This window comes from Streptomyces sp. NPDC111656, assembly GCF_055656965.1.
Genome location: NZ_JBVKCA010000001.1, coordinates 928289 through 946565, shown reverse-complemented (window position 1 = coordinate 946565; position 18277 = coordinate 928289). Strand labels below are relative to the sequence as shown.

General features: G+C 67.7%; 20 protein-coding genes and 3 pseudogenes. 13 read left to right on the top strand and 10 right to left on the bottom strand.

The window, feature by feature from the left end; all coding sequences use genetic code 11:
• Positions 1–410 precede the first annotated feature (410 nt).
• The 3 genes from ACZ7M3_RS04370 to ACZ7M3_RS04360 all read right to left on the bottom strand — a co-directional run bounded on the left by ACZ7M3_RS04370 (position 411) and on the right by ACZ7M3_RS04360 (position 3188).
• Positions 411–980: a TetR/AcrR family transcriptional regulator gene (locus ACZ7M3_RS04370; protein ID WP_472060608.1), complete on the bottom strand. Its 570-nt coding sequence runs from the start codon at positions 978–980 to the stop codon at positions 411–413.
• Positions 981–1092: 112 nt separating this feature from the next.
• Positions 1093–1227, bottom strand: a complete 135-nt coding sequence (locus ACZ7M3_RS04365) for a hypothetical protein (protein WP_472060607.1) — start codon at positions 1225–1227, stop codon at positions 1093–1095.
• 461 nt (positions 1228–1688) lie between these two features.
• The gene (locus ACZ7M3_RS04360) at positions 1689–3188 is read right to left on the bottom strand and encodes an MFS transporter (RefSeq protein ID WP_472060605.1); all 1500 of its coding nucleotides are present in this window, start codon (positions 3186–3188) and stop codon (positions 1689–1691) included.
• A 91-nt stretch (positions 3189–3279) separates the two neighbouring features.
• On the opposite strand from ACZ7M3_RS04360, the pseudogene ACZ7M3_RS04355 reads away from it, so the two are divergent.
• Both ACZ7M3_RS04355 and ACZ7M3_RS04350 read left to right on the top strand, forming a co-directional pair.
• Positions 3280–3438 (top strand): annotated as a pseudogene (locus tag ACZ7M3_RS04355) (hypothetical protein); the annotation flags it as partial.
• A 462-nt stretch (positions 3439–3900) separates the two neighbouring features.
• Positions 3901–4341 (top strand): MMPL family transporter, encoded by a 441-nt coding sequence (locus ACZ7M3_RS04350; protein ID WP_472061029.1) that lies wholly within the window; start codon positions 3901–3903, stop codon positions 4339–4341.
• Between the two features lie 47 nt (positions 4342–4388).
• On the opposite strand, the gene ACZ7M3_RS04345 is transcribed toward ACZ7M3_RS04350, so the two are convergent.
• On the bottom strand, positions 4389–5114 hold the full coding sequence (locus ACZ7M3_RS04345) for a MerR family transcriptional regulator (protein ID WP_472060603.1): 726 nt from the start codon (positions 5112–5114) through the stop codon (positions 4389–4391).
• Positions 5115–5288: 174 nt separating this feature from the next.
• Between ACZ7M3_RS04345 and ACZ7M3_RS04340 the strand changes: the two genes are divergently transcribed.
• The 9 genes from ACZ7M3_RS04340 (at position 5289) to ACZ7M3_RS04300 (ending at position 11834) form a co-directional block, all read left to right on the top strand.
• Positions 5289–5903 (top strand): DUF6230 family protein, encoded by a 615-nt coding sequence (locus ACZ7M3_RS04340; protein ID WP_472060602.1) that lies wholly within the window; start codon positions 5289–5291, stop codon positions 5901–5903.
• 48 nt (positions 5904–5951) lie between these two features.
• Positions 5952–6410, top strand: a complete 459-nt coding sequence (locus tag ACZ7M3_RS04335; protein ID WP_472060600.1) for a DUF6114 domain-containing protein — start codon at positions 5952–5954, stop codon at positions 6408–6410.
• 352 nt (positions 6411–6762) lie between these two features.
• Entirely contained in the window at positions 6763–7572 is an 810-nt protein-coding gene (locus ACZ7M3_RS04330; protein ID WP_472060598.1) for a hypothetical protein, read from the top strand.
• A gap of 103 nt (positions 7573–7675) precedes the next feature.
• Positions 7676–8377, top strand: a complete 702-nt coding sequence (locus tag ACZ7M3_RS04325) for an SDR family oxidoreductase (RefSeq protein WP_472060597.1) — start codon at positions 7676–7678, stop codon at positions 8375–8377.
• A 17-nt stretch (positions 8378–8394) separates the two neighbouring features.
• Positions 8395–9273 carry an alpha/beta fold hydrolase gene (locus ACZ7M3_RS04320; protein ID WP_472060596.1) on the top strand — a complete coding sequence of 293 codons (879 nt, stop codon included), beginning with the start codon at positions 8395–8397 and terminating at the stop codon, positions 9271–9273.
• Between the two features lie 79 nt (positions 9274–9352).
• Positions 9353–9949: a CocE/NonD family hydrolase gene (locus tag ACZ7M3_RS04315; protein ID WP_472061027.1), complete on the top strand. Its 597-nt coding sequence runs from the start codon at positions 9353–9355 to the stop codon at positions 9947–9949.
• 180 nt (positions 9950–10129) lie between these two features.
• Complete coding sequence (locus ACZ7M3_RS04310) at positions 10130–10870, top strand: alpha/beta fold hydrolase (RefSeq protein WP_472061025.1); 741 nt, start codon at positions 10130–10132, stop codon at positions 10868–10870.
• Between the two features lie 201 nt (positions 10871–11071).
• Positions 11072–11377, top strand: a complete 306-nt coding sequence (locus ACZ7M3_RS04305; RefSeq protein ID WP_472060595.1) for a hypothetical protein — start codon at positions 11072–11074, stop codon at positions 11375–11377.
• Positions 11378–11483: 106 nt separating this feature from the next.
• Complete coding sequence (locus ACZ7M3_RS04300) at positions 11484–11834, top strand: substrate-binding domain-containing protein (RefSeq protein ID WP_472060594.1); 351 nt, start codon at positions 11484–11486, stop codon at positions 11832–11834.
• 241 nt (positions 11835–12075) lie between these two features.
• Here ACZ7M3_RS04300 and ACZ7M3_RS04295 read toward each other — a convergent pair whose 3' ends face one another.
• The 5 genes and pseudogenes from ACZ7M3_RS04295 to ACZ7M3_RS04275 all read right to left on the bottom strand — a co-directional run bounded on the left by ACZ7M3_RS04295 (position 12076) and on the right by ACZ7M3_RS04275 (position 15905).
• On the bottom strand, positions 12076–12459 hold the full coding sequence (locus ACZ7M3_RS04295; RefSeq protein WP_472060592.1) for an ester cyclase: 384 nt from the start codon (positions 12457–12459) through the stop codon (positions 12076–12078).
• A gap of 266 nt (positions 12460–12725) precedes the next feature.
• On the bottom strand, positions 12726–13823 hold the full coding sequence (locus tag ACZ7M3_RS04290; protein ID WP_472060590.1) for an NmrA family NAD(P)-binding protein: 1098 nt from the start codon (positions 13821–13823) through the stop codon (positions 12726–12728).
• 181 nt (positions 13824–14004) lie between these two features.
• Positions 14005–14290: pseudogene (locus tag ACZ7M3_RS04285) on the bottom strand (helix-turn-helix domain-containing protein); the annotation flags it as partial.
• Between the two features lie 609 nt (positions 14291–14899).
• Positions 14900–15250, bottom strand: a pseudogene (locus ACZ7M3_RS04280) (transposase); the annotation flags it as partial.
• Between the two features lie 154 nt (positions 15251–15404).
• Positions 15405–15905: an NAD(P)H-binding protein gene (locus tag ACZ7M3_RS04275; RefSeq protein ID WP_472060588.1), complete on the bottom strand. Its 501-nt coding sequence runs from the start codon at positions 15903–15905 to the stop codon at positions 15405–15407.
• A 231-nt stretch (positions 15906–16136) separates the two neighbouring features.
• Here ACZ7M3_RS04275 and ACZ7M3_RS04270 point away from each other — a divergent pair, with 231 nt between their 5' ends.
• Both ACZ7M3_RS04270 and ACZ7M3_RS04265 read left to right on the top strand, forming a co-directional pair.
• A complete protein-coding gene (locus ACZ7M3_RS04270) occupies positions 16137–16733 on the top strand; it encodes a TetR/AcrR family transcriptional regulator (RefSeq protein ID WP_472060586.1) in 597 nt (198 codons plus the stop codon).
• A 126-nt stretch (positions 16734–16859) separates the two neighbouring features.
• Positions 16860–17594: an NADPH-dependent F420 reductase gene (locus tag ACZ7M3_RS04265; protein WP_472060584.1), complete on the top strand. Its 735-nt coding sequence runs from the start codon at positions 16860–16862 to the stop codon at positions 17592–17594.
• 7 nt (positions 17595–17601) lie between these two features.
• On the opposite strand, the gene ACZ7M3_RS04260 is transcribed toward ACZ7M3_RS04265, so the two are convergent.
• Entirely contained in the window at positions 17602–18126 is a 525-nt protein-coding gene (locus tag ACZ7M3_RS04260) for a hypothetical protein (protein ID WP_472060582.1), read from the bottom strand.
• Positions 18127–18277 lie beyond the last annotated feature (151 nt).

Genomic DNA, 18277 nt, shown 5'->3' with positions numbered 1-18277 from the left:
CTTGAGACTCGCCTCCACGGCGAGAAACCGATCAGTTTCTCCACCGTAAACCGATCGGTTTCCGCACGCAAGGCCAAGCGGCGAGCCTCTCCTTCTGCATGTCGGCCAAGTTCCTCGCGGGCGTTGGCGATCGATCGCCCGGCGATCAGAGCCCAGTCGCGCGAGTTCGTCCGGACCGGCTGGATGCCTGGGGGACCGTGCACCTGCCGCCGGGCGCCGGGCGGCAGGTGCCAACGAGACCACGACCTTCCTGGCTCACGGCATGCTCATCAACGCTCCTACGGCCATCGGGCTCCCCCCGGATGCCGGGAGGCAAGGGTGTGACGCCATGAGAGTTGCTCGGATCGCCGGAGGCCGGCAGCAACTCGCGGAGCACATCGGTCGCCGAGACTGCTCGCAAATGAGATGCGTCAGCGCATGTCCGCCGCATCGAGCAGGGTGCTCACCGTGGGGGCGATGAGCCCTGTCGGCGTGTCGGCTTTGATTCCCGCGCGGGCGCTGGCGCCGTCGAAGACCAGGATCAGCTGTCGGGCCAGCAGATCCGGGTCGCTCGCGCCTCCCTGTTCGGCCTCGGCACGGAAGAAACCTGTCAGGTTCTCCTTGACCTGGTGGGCCACCTGGCTCGCAGGGTGGCTCTGGTCTTTGAGCTCGATCTGCACAGCCAGGTACCGACAGCCCTGGAAGTCGGGCGCACCCGCCTGTGACGCCAACTGGTCGAAGACGTGCAGGATCCGCTGGCGGGGTGAACGGTTGTCGTCCGTCGCGGGCAGGAGCGTCGCCACGTAGGCGGAGGCGCGTTCCTCCAGGCTCGCCGCCAGCAGTTCGTCCTTGCTCTCGAATAGCTGGTACATGGAACGCTTCGACACCCCCGCCGCCTTGCACAGCGCGTCGACACCGATGCCGACACCGTCTCGGTAGGTGAGCGTGGCCGCTGCCTCCAGCAGCCGCTCTCGGGGACTTGGCTTCGCCTCGGTGGTCATATTGCGAGGTTAACTCGATTCCGACCAAATGAAAACCGATCGGTTTACGGCGCTTGCCGGGGCGATCTTCGATGCCGCCCACGGCCGAGCGGGCGTATGAGTACGGTTCCCGCTACGCCGGTGTGACGGTCATCTCGGGCTTCGTCTCCGCAGGGACGTGGTGCAGCCCCTGGCGGTCGTACCAGCCCGTCACCCCGAAGTCGCAGACCCGCGTCACCTTGGGCGCCGCAGAGGATGGAGCGGACACCGCCGGTGATCTGCCGCAGCGGCTCGAACTCCGAGAGGAAGCGGTAGAAGCCGGGCAGCGCCTGGATGGGGGTGGCGGCCGGCCGTCGGCACCGCCATCGCGACATGGAACAACGTGACCACCAGCATGCCGGGCGTGCCGAACACGGCAAGGAGGGTGAGCGCACCGATCCTGGAGACCGCGATGGCGCACGCCGAGGGCAGTCACAGCAGCAGGCGACCGCGCCGCCGATGGCCAGCGTGCCCATCAGCCTCGGAAGTTCAGCCCACATTGTGGGTGCCCGCTACTCGCGATGATCAGTTTGCTGAAGACGGATCGCGCGGGTAAGTGGACACCATCTCGGAGATGCCCTGTCTTCCTTCGCCGATTCGTGCCTTGAGAAGACCAATCATTGCAGGTAGCAGGGCATTTCTCACTGTCCGCTCGTTGTGATCCACCACGTATCCGCGGTGGATTCAGGCTCAGTGGGCGATCACGGGCTCGCCCTCCGACGGCGCCAGGGCCGCATTCGGTATCAGGAGCGCCGCGAGCACCGCACCGACCACGAAGAACCCGGCGCCCCACGCCAAGGTGGCCGTGTAGCCCTCGACACCGGCCTGCGCCACGGTCAGCGCGCCGGGCTTGTGCGAGGACAGGTAGTCGGTCGCGGCCGATGAGGCAACGGTGGTCAGCAGCGCCGTGCTGATCGAACCGCCCACCTGCTGGCCGGTGTTGATCAGCGCCGAGGCGACGCCCGTGTCCTCGTGGTGCACACCCGCGGTCGCACCCTGGAACGCGGTGGTCATCACCCCACCGAGGCCGAGCCCCAGCAGGATCATCCCGGGCATGATGTCGGCGACGTAGCCGCTGTCCAGCGCGAGCTGGCTCAGCAAGGCCATACCGGCAGCGGAGACCAGGAAGCTGGCGCTGACCACGATCTTCGGACCGACCCTGGGCAGCAGCAGCGAAGGCGCCGTGGTCGCGGCGGTGACGATGCCCCCGACCATCGGCAGGAACGCCAGACCGGTCTTGATCGGCGAGTAGCCGATGCTGGCCTCCAGGTAATAGGTCAGGAACAGGAAGATCGAGAACATCCCCATGCCCACGACGAACACCGCCAGGAACGAACCACCGCGCGTCCGGTCCAGCACGAGCCGCAGCGGCAGCAGCGGATGCGCGACCCTGGACTCCAGCCAGACGAAGACCGCGAGCAACACCGCACCGACGATCATGGAACCGAGGGTGACCGGGTTGGTCCAACTGGTGGACTCGACGTGCGCGAACCCATAGACGATGGCGAACAGCGCCGCACTCACCACGATGGTGCCCGGAATGTCGAGCTTGGGCCGCTCGGCGACCGCAGGCTTGGCCAGCAGCAGCACCGCACCGACCAGCGCGACGGCCGCGAAGACAACGTTCACGTACATCACCCAGCGCCACGACGCCCATTCGGTGAGCATGCCGCCGAGCAGCAGCCCGACCGCGCCGCCCGCACCGGCCAACGCACTGAAGATGCCGAACGCCTTCGCCCTCTCGGCCGGTTCGGTAAAGGTCACGCTGACCAGTGAGAGTGCCGCGGGCGCAAGCAGCGCGGCGGAGAGACCTTGGGCCACACGTGCCGCGACGAGGATTTCGAAGCTGCCGGCCGCGCCGCCGACGACGGATGCGCCCGCGAAACCGATCAGGCCGATCACGAAGGTGGTACGCCGGCCGAACAGGTCACCGAGCCGGCCACCGAGCAGCAGCAGGCTGCCGAACGCCAGGGCGTAACCCGTGATGACCCACTGCCGACTGCCGTCACTGAAACCGAGGTCATGTTGCGCTGCCGGCAGCGCGATGTTCACGACGGTCGCATCGAGCGTGACCATGAGCTGCGCCGTGCCCAGCACGACAAGCACCCACCAGCGCACGGCATGTGAGCCGCGGCGGCCCGAGTCTGTTTTCCCGGAGGCGGGCGCCCCATGGTCGAAGGTGGTAGTCATCTTTTCCCTTTGTCGCTGGTCATAGACCGAACACCGGTCGGAAACCGATCTGTTTCCCGCCTAGGAAAACAGATCGGTTTCCACGGCGCAAGTGAACGGGTGCTCTCTGACCTGTGAGCGACCCGACGCCGACGCCCGCGCCGGCCGCCGGTGCCGTCTCGACGCGCGACCGGTTGCTCGACTCACCGCGCAGCTGTTCCGCGAACAGGACGTCCACATCGGCGTCGACACGTTGTGCCGCGCCGCCGGGGTGTCGACGCGTTCGGTGTACCAGCTGTTCGGCAGCAAGGATCAACTGGTGGCCGCCCGTCTGCGGGAACGCACGGCGCTCGAGTCTGAGGTCCTTCTGCCGCCAGCCGATGACGACGACCGCCCGCCGCGAGCACGGATTCTGCATGTCTTCGACCGGTTGGAAGCTCTCGAACGGAGAGACGACTTCCGTGGCCGTCCGTTCGTAGCTGCGACGGTCCAAGCCGCGTCGCGCGAGCATCCGGCGGTTCTGGTTACCCGTCGGCAGAAGGGCAGACTGACCGCGTTCTTTCAGCAGGACGTCGAACGCGGCGGCGCAGCCGACCCCACCCAGCCGGCCAGACAGCTGACCTTCGTGTACGACGGAGCCGGCGCCCGGCCTGTCGTACAGGCGCGGCACCTCGACGGTCTCGCTGTCGCGACCGCCGGCAGGATTCCTCACCACCTGCTCGGCTTCGATCCGATGGGCAACATCGAGCCCAACATGCCGATCATGCTGTTCGCGCTGATCTTCGGACTCTCCCTGGACTACGAGGTGTTCCTGGTGTCCCGGATGCGTGACCAGTACGACCAGCGGGGCGACAGCACGGAAGACGTGGCGACTGGGCTCAGTTCCATCGGCCGCCTGGTCGTGAGCGCCGCGGTGCTGATGTGTGTGCCGCTCGCGGCGATCGGGACGAGCGGTGTGCTGACCATCAAGCTGTTCGGCGTCGGCATGGTGTTCGCGGTTCTCACCGACGTGCTGGTCGTGCGCGTCCTGCTGGGAGCGGCCGTCATGAAACTGCTGGGCAGGGCGGCCTGGTGGGCTCCGGGACCACTGGCACGCAGCTACGACCGGTCCGGCATCAAGGAGACCGACGTGCCGACCGACACCGACAAGTCAGTGCCCGTCGCCGTGGGCTGACCCCTGCGAGCGGGGTGCCGGTGACGCACGGGCACCCCGCCGGGGACTCACTCCGCCGGCTGCTCCGGGGACTCACCCCCCGCCCACTCCCCCCGCCCGCACGCACGGCGATCATGGCGACGATGGTTCGCGTCCTCCTGGGCCAGGCGCCGCAGAAGCCTGACGACCGGCTCGAACAGCACGGTGAGGACAACTGCCCGCTCAGCGAGGGCGATGCGGTCGTCGATCCCTTCGAACTGCGCGAAGTCCAGGTCCGCGGTGGAGGTGGCGAGCCGTGCGTAGGGGATGAGGTCGTCGGCCGTGTAGTCCGTACCGAGGCGGCTCAGCGCCGCGAGACTCTGGGCGAGTGCCGGGCGGTGCGGTGAGGCGTCGGAGATCTGCCAGCCCATGTTCTCGATGAGAGCCTCGACCCTCGCGGCGGCTCCGCCGGACACCGCCTCGTCGGCGGCACCCTCTGGCTCCTCGTCGTCCCCGCCGTTCTTCCCGTTCATCTCCGCGGAAGGAACGGGCAGGGCGTGGTGGACCACGCCCAGGGTCTCGAACGCGTCCAGCGGACGGTCGACGCCTTCGAGCACCTCACGGGTGCGGGCGACGGACAGCCCGCCGAGCTGGATGAGGGAACGGATCAGACGGAGCCGCTGGACGTGCTCCTCGTCGTACTCGACCGTGGTCGGGTTCAGCGCACGTCCCTCGGGGAGCAGCCCCTCCCGTCGGTAGTACTTGATGGTCGCCACCGGCACCCCGGACCGTCGGCTGAGCTCTGAAATCCTCATGCGCTCCCTCACGCTCAACTGTCCCTCCAGTATCGCGTTACCGGGGGTTGCCTCACCGAGCTCGATAGTGCCACTATCAGGCACTCGGTAGTGGAGCTATCGAGTGCTTCCCCGGTGTGCCCTCTTTCGCACCCGGCCTCTCACCTCGTACGCCTCGACAACGGAGGACCACGCATGTCCCAGCGAATCGGCAAAACCCACTGGAAGCGTTTCGCCGTGGGTGCGGTGCCGACGGTGGCCGCCACGGCTGCGGTCGCTGTCTCCATGGCCCAGGGCGCGCTGGCCGCTTCGTTCAGCATCTCCGGCTCCGACTTCAAGGTCTCGGCGGGCTCCCTGAGCGGCAGCGGATTCGCCAACTACGCCACGGTGGACGTCGCCAAGAACGGCAAGCACATACCCGTCACCGTCTCGGCCCTCGAGGACGCGAAGATCACCGACATGTGCCAGTCCGTGCCGGTGGACATTCCCGTGCTCGGGACTTACACGATGACGCTCAAGGCAGGCGGGTCGGGTACGGCGGTCAAGGCCAAGGACCTGTACATCGACATGACGGACCTCCAGGCCAAGTCCGGCACCTTCAAGAACGTCGACATCGGCGTCGCCACCGGCTCCATCACGAAGGGCCAGGTCAACCCCAAGGACCACGTCGATCCCGACGGCTACGCCCAGCAGGCGGACTCGATCGAGATCATCGACGCGCACCAGAAGGTCTGGGCCACCTCTGCCGGGACGTTCGAACTGGCGGGCCTGCACATGAACATCGCGGCCGGCCGCCACGACTGCTTCTGACCTCGATCCCGCCCCCTCCCCCACCGTTCACGATCTGGGAACTTCCACATGACGAGTTCCGGCGCACCCGCGCACCCCCACAGCGACAGCGGCTTCGCCAGCGCTCGCCGGGCCTTCCGGGCCTGGCGGCGCACCCGCCCCTTCTGGGCGGGCCTGCTGGTGCTTCTCGGCGCCGCGCCGATCATCTACTTCCCGTACTTCAACCTCTCCCTGGGCGCCCTGTCTGTGGCGATGTCCACCACCGCGGGGGCGGGATCGCTGGTCATCGGCCTGACGCTGATCGTCCTCGGCGGGCTCCTCTGGTTCCAGCCGGTCATCAGGTTCTTCGCCGGATGCGTCGCCGTCTTCCTCGGCGTGCTGTCACTCCCCATTTCGAACTTCGGCGGATTCTTCGTCGGCACCCTGTTCGCGGCCACGGGTGGACTCCTGGCTCTGGCGTGGGGCCCAGTGAATGCGGACCTACCCGGCGGCACCGTCGGCTCGGAGGGAGAGCCGGGGAATGGCTGATCAGTCACCCGACGTCCGCGGCGAGGCCGTAGAAGCCCGCTTCGTCCGGCCGTCGAGGGGCCGACACGCTGTTCCTCGTACGTCCGCGCTGACACGCCTGCGCCTGCCGCTCGGGAAGGCTCTCGCACTGACCGCGCTGCCGACCGCTCTCGTACTGGGAAGTCAGCGTCTGACCACCGTCGACACGAGTGCCACCGCGGCTCATTCCGTTCCCGAGAAAGGGGCCGGCGGCGGTGCCGACTGCGCCCGTTCGGACGACCCATCGACCCCTGCCGCGGCGCCGACTCCGTCCGTTGCTCCCAGCACGCCCAGTGCCTCCACGAGCGACGAGTCCGTCAAACCGTCGGAGCACATGGCTGACGAGGAAACGGGCCTCGCCCCGGCTCCGACCCCTTCACCGAGCGCGACCTCTGCCTCCACCGGCCTTGCGGGCATCCTCGACCCCCTCTTCCGCGGCGGCACCGAGCAGCAGACTCCGGCACCCGACGCGAGCCCCTCGCCCAGCTCGGCCGCTCCGACGCCAACGGGCACGGAACCTTCCGACCCGCCACCGGCCACGCCCCACGCATCACCGACCCCCCGCCACCGGGCCACCGGGCCATCGCCCCAACCGCAGTCCACGGAGTCACCCCGAGAAACCGACCGCACCTGCGACATCAGCGATCTCGCGGCCCCCGAGGACAAGAGCGTCGGCCGATTCGCCGCCGAGTCATGGAACATGAAGGGGAGCCGCCTCGAACTGCGCGACCTCGTCTTCGGCGGTGTGGTGACCGTGGACACGGCCGCCGGACCGAAGCGGGTACTCAAGTTCTCCGCGGCGGGTGTCACGATCCGCGACCTGAAGATGGCCGTACCCGTCGGCCCGCAGATCCAGCACATCGACGGAGCGCCCGGCTCGACGTCCACGCTGCGAGGCGACCGCATCACCATGTACGTCGAGAGCCTGACGGGCACCCTCTCCGGCGTCGAGGGCATTCCCCTACCCCCCGCTCTCCGCCTCCACCTCACCCCCGACACCGTCCCGCAGTGGCTCTACGACACGGTCGGGAAGCTCGGCCTCAAGCTCCGACTCGGCCTGAACGACGCCGACATCGACCAGGCCGGACAGACAGGCGGAGAGCTCACCATCCCGGGGATTCACGGATACGGAACGACACCCTGAAGCCGGCCCCACGCGACTGGTCCCTTCGATGAGCTTGCGTCCGGAAACCGATCGGTTTACCGTGATGAAAACCGAACGGTTTCCGATTCTTGTGGAGGTAGTCATGACCGCATTGAAGGGCGCAAACGTCTTCGTCACCGGCGGCAGCAGGGGCATCGGCAAGGCGCTGGTGGAAGAGCTGTACGTGCGTGGCGCCGGCAAGGTCTACGCCACGGCCCGCGACCCGCGCAGCGTGACGCACCCCGACGCGGTCCCGGTGGCACTGGAGGTCACCGACCCTGCCTCCGTGGCAGCAGCCGCCGCACAGGCGCAGGACGTCACCGTGCTGATCAACAACGCCGGTGCCGCGGTCGGCGCCTCCTTCCTCGACTCCCCGGTCGACGACGTACGCCGGGAGTTCGAGACCAACTTCTACGGCCCGCTGCTTCTCGCCCGGGCCTTCGTACCGGTCATCGAGCGCAACGGCGGCGGCCACATCCTCAACGTCCACTCCGTACTCTCGTGGCTGGCCCTGGGCGGCTCCTACAGCGCCTCCAAGGCCGCCCTGTGGTCGCAGACCAACTCCCTGCGCCTGGAGCTTCAGCCCCGCGGCATCGCTGTCACCGGACTGCACGTCGGATACGTCGACACGGACCTGGCGGCGGACGTCGACGCACCCAAGTCCGACCCTCGTGACGTCGCCGCACTCGCCCTCGACGGCATCGAGACGGGCGCGTACGAGGTGCTCGCCGACGACATCACACGTCAGGTCAAGGCGGGCCTGGCCGGCGACCTGGCCGGGCTGTACGCCCAGCTGGCCAAGTAGGACAGGGAGACGGCGAGATGCCCAGCCAGGAGTCACGTCCCACGATTCACATCCCGGGGACCACCAGCCACACCATCGCCCCGCGCGCAGGACGACACAGCCGCGAGGGAACGCTGCGCTACCTCAAGGCAGGCAGCGGCGCCCCGCTGGTCCTGTTGCACACCGTGCGCACCCAGGCCGAGCACTTCCGTCTCCTCATCCCGTTGATCGCGGACCAGTACACCGTGTACGCCCTCGATCTGCCGGGGATGGGCTACTCCCAGATCGTGCCCGGAGCGTCGTACGACGAGCCGGCGATGCGCGCGGGCGTCAAGCGGCTCCTCACCGAACTCGACCTGCATGACGTGACGTTGGTCGGGGAGTCCATGGGGGCGGTGCTCGCCCTGACCACCGCGGCCGATCTGCCGGAGCGGGTACGACGCGTCGTCGCGGTGAACACCTACGACTTCCGCGGCGGAATCGCCCGGTCCAGTCTTCTCGCCCGTGTGGTGGTCAGCGGTGTCCTCACTCCGGGAGTGGGCCCGGTGATCGCCGGGGTGGAGCCCAAGGCCGCCCTACGCAAGATCCTTCAGGGCGGCCTCGGCGACAAGAGCGCGCTGCGGGCCGACTACCTGGAGGAACTCCTCCAGGTGGGCGGCCGCCCCGGCTACCCGACCGTCGCCCGGGGCGTGTACCGGAACCTGCCCAGCCTGATCGCGGCCCGCTCGCGCTACCCCGAGGTCAAGGCCCCCGTCCACCTCGTCTACGGGGAGAAGGACTGGTCCCGGCCCTCGGACCGGGAGGCCAACAAGCAGCTGCTGCCCGCCGCCGACTTCACGCAGGTGCCGAAGTCCGGCCACTTCATCGCCCTGGAACGGCCCGACGTACTGGCCGACCTGTTGAACGCGGTGGGGTGACCGCCCCGAGACCACTGTGGCCACACCTGAGCAGCGGTACGTGCCGGAGATCCAGATCGAGTTCGGCGTTCCGTCGCAGATGCGTGACGGCACGGTGCTGCGCGCGGACGTCTACCGGCCCGGCGGCAGCGGACCGTGGCCGGTCCTGCTGAGCCGGCTGCCGTACGGCAAGCGTGTAACTGCCCCCGCCTTGGCGGCGGCCGGTGGGGTGGGACTGAGGTGTGCCACAAGCCCTTCAGCAAGCAGCCAAGCCGTCCACCAACACCGCCCAACGATCACGCCGAGCCTCCGGAGTGATCGGTTGTGGCTCGACCGGAGTGAACAACCCGCCATCGCCGAGCAGTTCGCTCCAGCAGGCGCCAGAAGGACGGTCACCATGGATGCCGCAGTCCGGCCCTGGCCGGCTCTCGGTGATCAGCACCACGCGTCGGCTCGAAACCACTCGGGCAAGCATTTGCCTGCGTCCTTTCCGGGCTCGCCGAGCAACGCGCCGATCATCCGAGAGCACGCGGCCGAACGTGTGGACAACTCGTCCCTTCGCAGCGAACGTCATGGCCGACACCGGTACTCCTGTGGTGCTGTACCGCTAAGCGATCAACTACTCAACATGAGACGGTCGTTGAAAACCTCCGGGGAGAACACCGCCTCGCTACCGCTGTCCGTCACTCAGACTTGACGGACGCCCCTGGCGACGTCTGCATCCACGCGCATCACCGGCCGTGGAGTCACCAGCGCCCCCTGGCGTCGCAGGTCAGCCCACAGACGGCCCCGCCCGTCAGTGGACCCCCGCCCTGGGTTGCCTCGGCGCCAAGCCCGAACCACAGCAACCCATGGAAACCATCAGTCGACTGGAGAGATCCTGTGCCCTGCCGTATTCGTTCATGGTATTCCGGACACCTACCACGTCTGGGACGACGTCTTTGACCACCTGACCAGGACCGATGTCCTCGCACTCGCGCTGCCCGGCTTCGGAAGCCCCGTGCCGGAGGGCTTCACCGCCACCAAGGAGGAGTACGTCGACTGGATCACCGCCCGGCTGGAGGAAATCGGCAGCCCGGTCGACCTCGTGGGCCATGACTGGGGCAGCGCCTTCACCTTCACCGTGCGCATCGCCTCGCTGCGTCCCGATCTGTTGAGGACCTGGGCCGGCGGAGACATAGCGGTGAGCGCTGCGCTCGAGTGGAGTCCCCTCTCGAGGATCTGGCAGACACCCGGGGTCGGAGAGCAGTGGATGGCCGAATTCGACCTGTCGGAGTTCAGCGAGCAACTGAAGGGCGACGGCATGCCCGCCCATCGCGCCGACGAAAGCGTGAGTCGGCTGGACGCCACGATGAAGGACAGCATCCTTCGCCTTGTCCGTTCGGGAGTCCATACGGGGGCGGAGTGGGAGCCCGGTCTGGCGGACATCACCAGCCCTTCCCTCGTGTTCTGGTGCAGAGACGACCAGTATCAGCCGGTGGAGTACGCCGACAGTCTCGCAAAGAACGTCAGGGCCACGAACGTCGTCCTGCTGGACAGCGGTCACTGGCCGCAGCTCCAGCAGCCGCGGGAAGTCGCCGCCGCACTGACACGGCACTGGGAAGGCGTCCGGGCTTAGCCATCGCCTACGCAGCGAGTGTGTCGGCCGCCGCACTCGACTTGATCGGCGTGAGCTGTGCCGGCTCTCACCTCTCCGAACTCCTGCTCTGGAGACGGCGAGCGTCTCGGCTACGTACCGTCGGGGGCCGGCCGTGCGCTGCGCAAGGGTCGTAGCAACGTCGTGCTCTGCGTGGTTCCGGACTTCCCCGTCGCGGAGGCTATGGGGCAGTTCAAACTGGCTCTCGGCCGGTCGCTGGGCGAGGCCGGTTGCACCTGCGTGTACCTGCACCACGCCGGGACGGCCACGCCGCTGGCCGAGCTGTGGCACCACGTCCAGCCGGCGGTGGCCGTCGCGTTCGGCAGCCTGCCGCCCGCCGAGGCGCACTCACTGCATCGGGCGGAAATCCCTCTGCTCGACGGCGTGTTCACACCGGACGGCACCGGCCTGACCGGGCTGAGCCAGGAAGACATCGGACGGCTGCAGATCGAGCACCTCGTGGCAGGCGGGCACCGGCACATCGGCTAATCCGCGCTGGACGACCCCCGAGAGCGCCCCTTATGTCTGCCGCGCCTGGAGGGAGCCACCCGGGCCTGCCGCGATCTGGGGCCTGCCGGCGCCGCAGGTGGTCAGCATGTGCTACTCGCGGGCCAGCGCCCGGGCCGCCGTCATGGAGTGGACGCAGGGCGCCACCCCGGTCACAGCAGTCGCCGCGTTCAACGATCTGATCGCTCTCGCCGTCCTGGCGAGCTACCGCACGCAGCACATCGAAGTCCCGGACGACCTGGCGCTCATCGGCGTCGACGACCTCCCCGTGAGCTCGCTCGCTGTACCGGCCCTGACCACCATCGGGATGGACCTCACCGCGGCGGCCGGCAATCTCACCGCCGGCATCCTCTCGACGGTCGGCGCCACGGCCCCTGCAGCGCCGAGCCGACCTGGCGCGGGCGACATCCTTGCCCTCATTCAGCGCGAGACGACGTAGCCGCCTGGTTGACGGCCTTGTCGTGAGATACAGCGGGCCGTCCTGAGGAGAACATCCGCGAGCGTGTCGCGCACCGTTCGGAAAAGCGGCGCTGACTGCGGTGACGGTGCGGCGGTCTTTACGAGCCCGGTGTGCCGAGCGGTTATCCGGTCGCGGTGCCCGAAGTCGGCAGGCGCCGCATCGAGGCGGCGCCTGCTGATCAGGAGTCAGGGGCGAGCGTTCTCCGAGAAGTTCTCGGTGTTCACGCCGACTGCGCGCCGCTGCTGATCTGCTGGGTGAGCTTGAGCAGTTCCTCGACGTGGTAGATCTCGGCGATCTTGCCTTCGGCAATGCGCATGATGTCCTGGCCGTTGATATCGACCGGGTTGCCGCTGGCGGCGAACCCGAAGGCGTCTCCGGTGTGGATCCCTGTCATCCGCCAGTGGAGCACCACCCAGCCGCCGGGAAGCTCCTGCTGGAAAAGAATCCGGTGCTGTGTGCCGGTGAAGCCGTCGCGGACCGCGGCGATCGACGCTCGCATGCCGTCGATGCCCGAAACGGCGTCGACAGCGGGGTTGTGATCGATCAGATCCGGGGCGAACACCCCGTCCGCCCCGTCGCCGTTACCGGTGTCGTAGAGCTCCAACTCGCGCGCGGCGACCCGCAGGCGGTGCTCGTGGCCGAGCGCACCATCTCGCTTGCGGTGTTGGCCGTACCGACCGCGGTCACGGGGTCCTCCATGGTGTGTGGTGCGGGCTGAGCCACCTACGGTTCCCCAACGGAACCAGTTACTGCAAATGCACTAATGGGGGCGCGTTAGTGATACAGAGCACCCTCTGCCGGAATGGCCGGTCGCCCAGTTCCTGACCGTGCGGGACGAACTCTGGGCGAGGCCGAACAAGACGGGTCCGGTTACAACTTGCCCGTCCTGAAGTCCGCGCTGCTCTTGAGGATCGCGGAGTCCATTCTCCAGCTCTCCGGCTGGACCCTCTCCCAGAGACTTCCCTTGCCGAGTTCCCTACCCAACTCGTCCTCTCGACGGAACCACTCCTCAGCACTTCTGATCCTGTTGGGGTGAATTTCGTCGAGCAGAGCGTAGTCCCTGGTGATGATTCCGTGCTTCCACACATTCCAGAAGCCGGTGAAATTGTCACGGAAGCTCATGGTGCTTTTGTCGTTGGGGTCGGCGTTGTATCCGGCAGGGTGATCGGCAATCCCTGTCAGGTCAGGACTGCTCCAATATGCGTCCAGATCGGTGTCGATGTACTGCGCCGGGTGCCCGGTGATCTTCTCGAACGCTGCGGCCATGTCGGTATAGGTCATGTGCTCGATGGCGACTTCGAGGTCCATACCATTAGCCCGTTCCGGGTGGTCGAAGAGCCAGCGAACATAGAATCCACAATCTTCGAGAGCCACGTGCGGGACGGCACCCTCACCGAGTGGGACTCGCCACGTGACGACACCGTCCTCGATGGTGGGCGTCATGGGCGTGAGCGGTGAGATCACCATCTCGATGTAGGGACCCGAGGTGAAGACCGCCGCTCCCATCCGGTCCCTGTTCTTTTCGTTCTGGAACAGTACCCATTCGGCCATGCGGCCTTTTCCGTCATAGTGGCCGGTGCGGAACCTGGAGTCGTATCCTGATTTCTTGAGGGCGTAGTCGAGGTTTCCGTAGACGAAGAACTTGATTCCTTCTTCGATCGCTATCTCATAAGTGCGGATGGCCCAGTAGGTCTCCGTTTTCTCTCCGGTGTTGAAGCCGTCGATGTTGATGAACGCCCCGTCGCAGCCGCGAAATCCTTCGCGCAGTACGTCCTCATCGGCGAACGTCCCTTCGAGGATGGAGACGTTGCCGAGCGCGACGAGCGCCTGAGCTCGGGGGGAGGTGGCGTCCCGGGTGAGGACCTTGACGGAGTACTTCTTGTCGGCAACAAGAGCGCGGACAACGGGCATCCCTTGAGCCCCTGTGCCGCCGATGACGAAGATGGTGGAGGTGGCATGAGTAGTCATGTTCTCGACTCCAAAGCGGAAACCGATCGGTTTCTCACACGGTACACCGATCGGTTTCCAGGCGGCAAGCGCGCAGGCATCCGGATCTTCACTGAGGAGCAGCGCGGAGGGTCCTGCGGGCTCGTGGCGTCCAGCGGTCTGATCGCGTTGGGATCCACATCGGCAAGGGCCGTCAGGATCCTCAAAGGACGCCCGACCTGAACGGAAACCAGGGAAGCAGACCCTGTCGACGTGCGGCGACCACCGCCTCGAAGCGGGTGCTCGCTCCCAGCTTGCGCATCGCGCTGCGCAGATGACTTGACCGTTTCGGGCAGCAGCGACAGCCTGCGACCGGCTTCGGCGTTGCTGCAGCCCGGCGCCACCTGCGCCAGGACGTCGAGTTCCCGGGGCGCCAGTGGCGGGCTCGGCGCGGAGTGGGCGGCGGACGGTTGGGCCAGCCGCCCAGCGACGTCGAGCAGCCGATCACGGCGCCGTGTTCGCACTGCGTGCCCGGTCCGCCCCTGGCCCGGCCGAGCTCACCGAACACATCGCCTGGCTCGGCAAGGTGCTCACCGCCGCCCGTGAGCAGGCGCACGGAGACTGACCGCTGCCCACCTTCACGCACTCATCAGCGCATGCCCCGCCCGCCGGCACACGCCCACGTACGCGCGGATCATCTTGGCCGAACGCGCCCGACGCCGCCTGCGCGAGGCCGCCGCGCACCTGATGCACACGGCACGGGAAGCCTCGCTCCAGCACTCCGTGCCTACCACACTGGCCCAGGCCGAGGCCAACGCCCCCGCCTCCGTCGTGGACACCATCGCCGCATCCTTCCCGACCCACTCCGGAACCCTGCCCGCGTCCCCGCACAAGCCCCTGCACGGCGACGAAGAGGCCGCCCAGGAGGAACGGCTGCTGCTCGCCGCGGGCTGCCGCGCCCGACCGACGTCGAGCAGATGCGCTCCCGGCCGCGGAGGCCAGGTGACCGGCGTCGGCGCAGGCCGACAGGGCACCGGCGGCCACGACGAACTCCGCAAAACGCCCGTCGGGATGGTTCCCCACGGGGCTCCGCCGTATCACCCGCTATCACACAGCCCCTATGAGCGGGGTGCTGACCGTAGCTGTTTGACCAGGTGGAAGACCTCCCGGGCCGCATAGCGCTTGAGACAACGGACGATTTCGCGCCGGGTCTTTCTCTCCTTGACCCGGCGCTCGTAGTAGTCCTGAGTGCGCGGGTCGACCCGCAGGCGAGTGAACATGATGCGGTGGAGCGCCGCAGTGGCCTGCCGGTCGCCGCCGCGGTTGAGGCGACGGAACTGCCGGCGTCCCGAGAAGCGCTCGACAGGGCTGACACCGCACAGCGCGGCGAACGACGCCTCGCTGTCCAGCCGTTCAGGGTTGTCCCCCACCGTGATCAGCAACGTGACGGCCGTGTCCGGACCGATCCCCCTCGTCGAGCCCCAGACCCGGGACAGCACCCACCCACCCATCCACCCGACCCACACAGCACATCAGCCCCTGTGCTCAAACCCGATCGCCAATCGAGATCATTCGACAGCCGACGCCCAGCACTGACAGCGCGTGCGCGAACAAGCACAGTGGCTACACATGTTGCGACGGGTCTGCTTGACGATGCGACCAACTCCGTCGCCAGAGGCTGCTGCACTCGGCCCACGGCCCGTTCGGTGCCCGCAGGGCCGTGTTCGCCGCCGCGCGCGAGGCGCAGGCAGAGGAACTCACCGACGATGTGTACAGCGCCAAAGATCTCGCCCTGCACTCGATCGGCTGCTTGTCGGTGATGAAGGGCGCGCGCCCGATCTGGGAGGAGTCGGTGAGCTGCTGGAGGTAGTAGGCGGCGGCGTTGGCCCGGGAGAGGCGGATGCCGCCCTTGTCGCCGACGTTGCGGACGTTGAGGGACGCGGTCTTCGGGCCGTCGGAGAGCAGGGGAAAGCGGACGATGGTCCACTTCAACCCGGACTCGCGCACGATCTGACCGATGGTCACGATGGCGTCGTATGCCGTCGACTGGAACTTTCGGATGGCCGTGACCATGAGGCTGACCTTGGCCTCCTTGCCGTAGGTCGGGTCGGTGTTGCTGGGCATGCCCATCACTCACGTCGCTGGTCGGCTGGGCCGCCGACCACCACGACGAGATCCGCGCCAACCGCGACCGCACCGCCACAGCCGGATCTTGAGCAACAGAACAAGGACGTCCAGGATTGTGGCGGAGTGGGCTCCCGACTTGACCGGACACTGCCTCCGTTTTACTCTCGAATGAGTACGGAGGCATCCTCCGTTTTAATATCCGCAGGATCGTGTGAGGTGGGAGTGCGCATGAGCGTCAATGAACGGCAGGGACGCAAGCCCCGTGCCGACGTTCAGCGCAACCGCACGGCCCTCCTGGAAGCAGCGCAGCGTCACTTCCTGACATACGGGGTCGGTACGTCTCTGGAGGCGGTGGCCAAGGAGGCGGGCGTCGGACCCGGCACGCTGTACCGGCACTTCCCGACCCGGGAGGCACTGCTCGCGGCCGTGCTGCAGACGCGTTCCGAGGAACTGGTGGCCCGCCAGGCGGACATCGAGCAACTCGGCGACTCCTCAGAGGCGTTGGGCCAGTGGCTGCGAGCGATGGAAGAGTACTTCAGCGCCTTCAGCGGGCTGCCGGAGCCGCTCCTGGCCGCGGCCAGGGAGCACGAGCCGGACAATCCGCTCACCCTCCCCTGCGACACCCTCATCTCGGCGACCGACGCCTACGTACAGGCCGCGCAGCGCGCGGGGCACGTACGTGCATCGGTGAAGGGGTACGACCTGTTCCTCGGGGCAGTCTCCGTCGCCTGGATCAAGGGCACCGGCGCCACCGACGAGGAGTCGCTGGACCGCCTGCGCGCGCTCATCGAGAGCGGCTACCGCGAGCAGGACAACCGGGCGTAGTCCACTCACACCCTTTCCAGACCGAGCGCCGGGACGTCCGTTACTGACCGGGCCGTTCCGCGGCTCACTACACCCTCAATACACCGTGCTGCCCTCAGGGCTGCACACCCTTAGAGAGGACAAATCATGAAGATTACCGTTATAGGCACTGGTGCGATCGGCGGGAACCTCGCCCGCAAGCTCGCCGCGGCCGGTCACGATGTACAGGTCGCGGATGCCCGGGGACCTGAGGCGGTACCGGCCGAGGTGCTGGAGTCCGGCGCCCGTGCGACAGCCGTCGCCGACGCGGTCGAGGGCCGGGACGTGATCATCCTGTCCATCCCCTTCGGGCGGGCCGGGGAGCTGGCCGATCTGTTCGCCACCGTGCCCGACGAGACGGTGGTCATCGACACCTCCAACTACTACCCCCAACTGAGCGGGAACATCGATGCCGTGGACAACGGCCAGGTGGAAATCCTCTACAACGCCGAGCAGTTGGGGCGCCCGCTGGTCAAGGCGTGGAACGCCGCGCTGGCCGGCACCCAGCACACTCGGGGCGCTGCGGCCGGGACGCCGGGCCGTATCGCCATCCCGGTCGCCGCGGACTCCGGCGAGGCCCGGCAGGTGGCCATGCGTCTGGTGGACGACACCGGCTTCGACCCGTTCGACTCCGGGGTGCTGGCCGACTCCTGGCGCCAGCAGCCGGGCACACCCGCGTACTGCACCGAGCTGGACCTCAAGGAGCTTCAGGTGGCGCTGGCCGCGGCCGACCGGGACAAGGCTCCGGGCACGCGTGACCAGCTGATGGAGCGCTTCGCCGCGTTCACGTCGACGCCCTCGCTGGACGAGATCGTCGAGATGAACCGCTCCGCCCACCACTGACATCCCGCTACAACCGCATCCGTGCACGGAGCGATACGCCGAAGGCGCCGTCTTCGGCGTATCGCTCCGTGCACGGACACATGGGCAGGCCGAGCTCGACCGCGCCGTAGACGGAGTCGGGGCTGCCGCCGGTGCCCAGCCAGATCTTCAGCGGCTCTTCGGGGCGCGGGAACACGGTCGCGCCCTGTAGGGGGCGCTTGCGGTGGGGGCCGTTGAAGGAGACGTTCTCACCGCCGTTGACCGCCATCAGCAGTCCGAGCTTGGAGGCGTAGAGCATGTCGTAGTCGTGCTCGTCGTGGTCGAACAACGGGAAGGTGATGGTGGAGGACCCGCATCCGCCAAGGCCCTCGAAGAACGCCGCGCCGAGGCGTACCACGGCTTCCTCGACCTCATCGTCCGCGCCAAGGACACCGGCCACCTTTGCGAGGACTTCACCGACCGCGACATGCCGATCCTGCTCATGGCCAACGCCGGCGTCGTCAGCGCAGCCGGCGACGCCGCTCCCGACGCCTGGCAACGCCTCGTCGCCCACAGGCGACGCTCCTACGCCACCCCCGGAGCGCCCTGCCCCCGAAGCCCGAAACCCCCACACCCGGCGCGCTGTACCGCGCCATGGTCCGCCTCACCCGACCCAGCGCCGACCACATCAGCGAAAACCGCTGCCCCTTACCCCCGCAGCGCTG

What these genes read in the sequence shown, in the direction of transcription:
- ACZ7M3_RS04340 (WP_472060602.1), top strand. Translation starts at nt 5,289, where the DNA reads ATGTCCCAGCGAATCGGCAAAACCCACTGGAAGCGTTTCGCCGTGGGT.
- ACZ7M3_RS04325 (WP_472060597.1), top strand. Translation starts at nt 7,676, where the DNA reads ATGACCGCATTGAAGGGCGCAAACGTCTTCGTCACCGGCGGCAGCAGG.
- ACZ7M3_RS04305 (WP_472060595.1), top strand. Translation starts at nt 11,072, where the DNA reads ATGGGGCAGTTCAAACTGGCTCTCGGCCGGTCGCTGGGCGAGGCCGGT.
- ACZ7M3_RS04265 (WP_472060584.1), top strand. Translation starts at nt 16,860, where the DNA reads ATGAAGATTACCGTTATAGGCACTGGTGCGATCGGCGGGAACCTCGCC.
- ACZ7M3_RS04270 (WP_472060586.1), top strand. Translation starts at nt 16,137, where the DNA reads ATGAGCGTCAATGAACGGCAGGGACGCAAGCCCCGTGCCGACGTTCAG.
- ACZ7M3_RS04335 (WP_472060600.1), top strand. Translation starts at nt 5,952, where the DNA reads ATGACGAGTTCCGGCGCACCCGCGCACCCCCACAGCGACAGCGGCTTC.
- ACZ7M3_RS04330 (WP_472060598.1), top strand. Translation starts at nt 6,763, where the DNA reads ATGGCTGACGAGGAAACGGGCCTCGCCCCGGCTCCGACCCCTTCACCG.
- ACZ7M3_RS04345 (WP_472060603.1), bottom strand. Translation starts at nt 5,114, where the DNA reads ATGAGGATTTCAGAGCTCAGCCGACGGTCCGGGGTGCCGGTGGCGACC.
- ACZ7M3_RS04290 (WP_472060590.1), bottom strand. Translation starts at nt 13,823, where the DNA reads ATGACTACTCATGCCACCTCCACCATCTTCGTCATCGGCGGCACAGGG.
- ACZ7M3_RS04320 (WP_472060596.1), top strand. Translation starts at nt 8,395, where the DNA reads ATGCCCAGCCAGGAGTCACGTCCCACGATTCACATCCCGGGGACCACC.
- ACZ7M3_RS04350 (WP_472061029.1), top strand. Translation starts at nt 3,901, where the DNA reads ATGGGCAACATCGAGCCCAACATGCCGATCATGCTGTTCGCGCTGATC.
- ACZ7M3_RS04300 (WP_472060594.1), top strand. Translation starts at nt 11,484, where the DNA reads ATGTGCTACTCGCGGGCCAGCGCCCGGGCCGCCGTCATGGAGTGGACG.
- ACZ7M3_RS04315 (WP_472061027.1), top strand. Translation starts at nt 9,353, where the DNA reads ATGCGTGACGGCACGGTGCTGCGCGCGGACGTCTACCGGCCCGGCGGC.
- ACZ7M3_RS04275 (WP_472060588.1), bottom strand. Translation starts at nt 15,905, where the DNA reads ATGCCCAGCAACACCGACCCGACCTACGGCAAGGAGGCCAAGGTCAGC.
- ACZ7M3_RS04360 (WP_472060605.1), bottom strand. Translation starts at nt 3,188, where the DNA reads ATGACTACCACCTTCGACCATGGGGCGCCCGCCTCCGGGAAAACAGAC.
- ACZ7M3_RS04370 (WP_472060608.1), bottom strand. Translation starts at nt 980, where the DNA reads ATGACCACCGAGGCGAAGCCAAGTCCCCGAGAGCGGCTGCTGGAGGCA.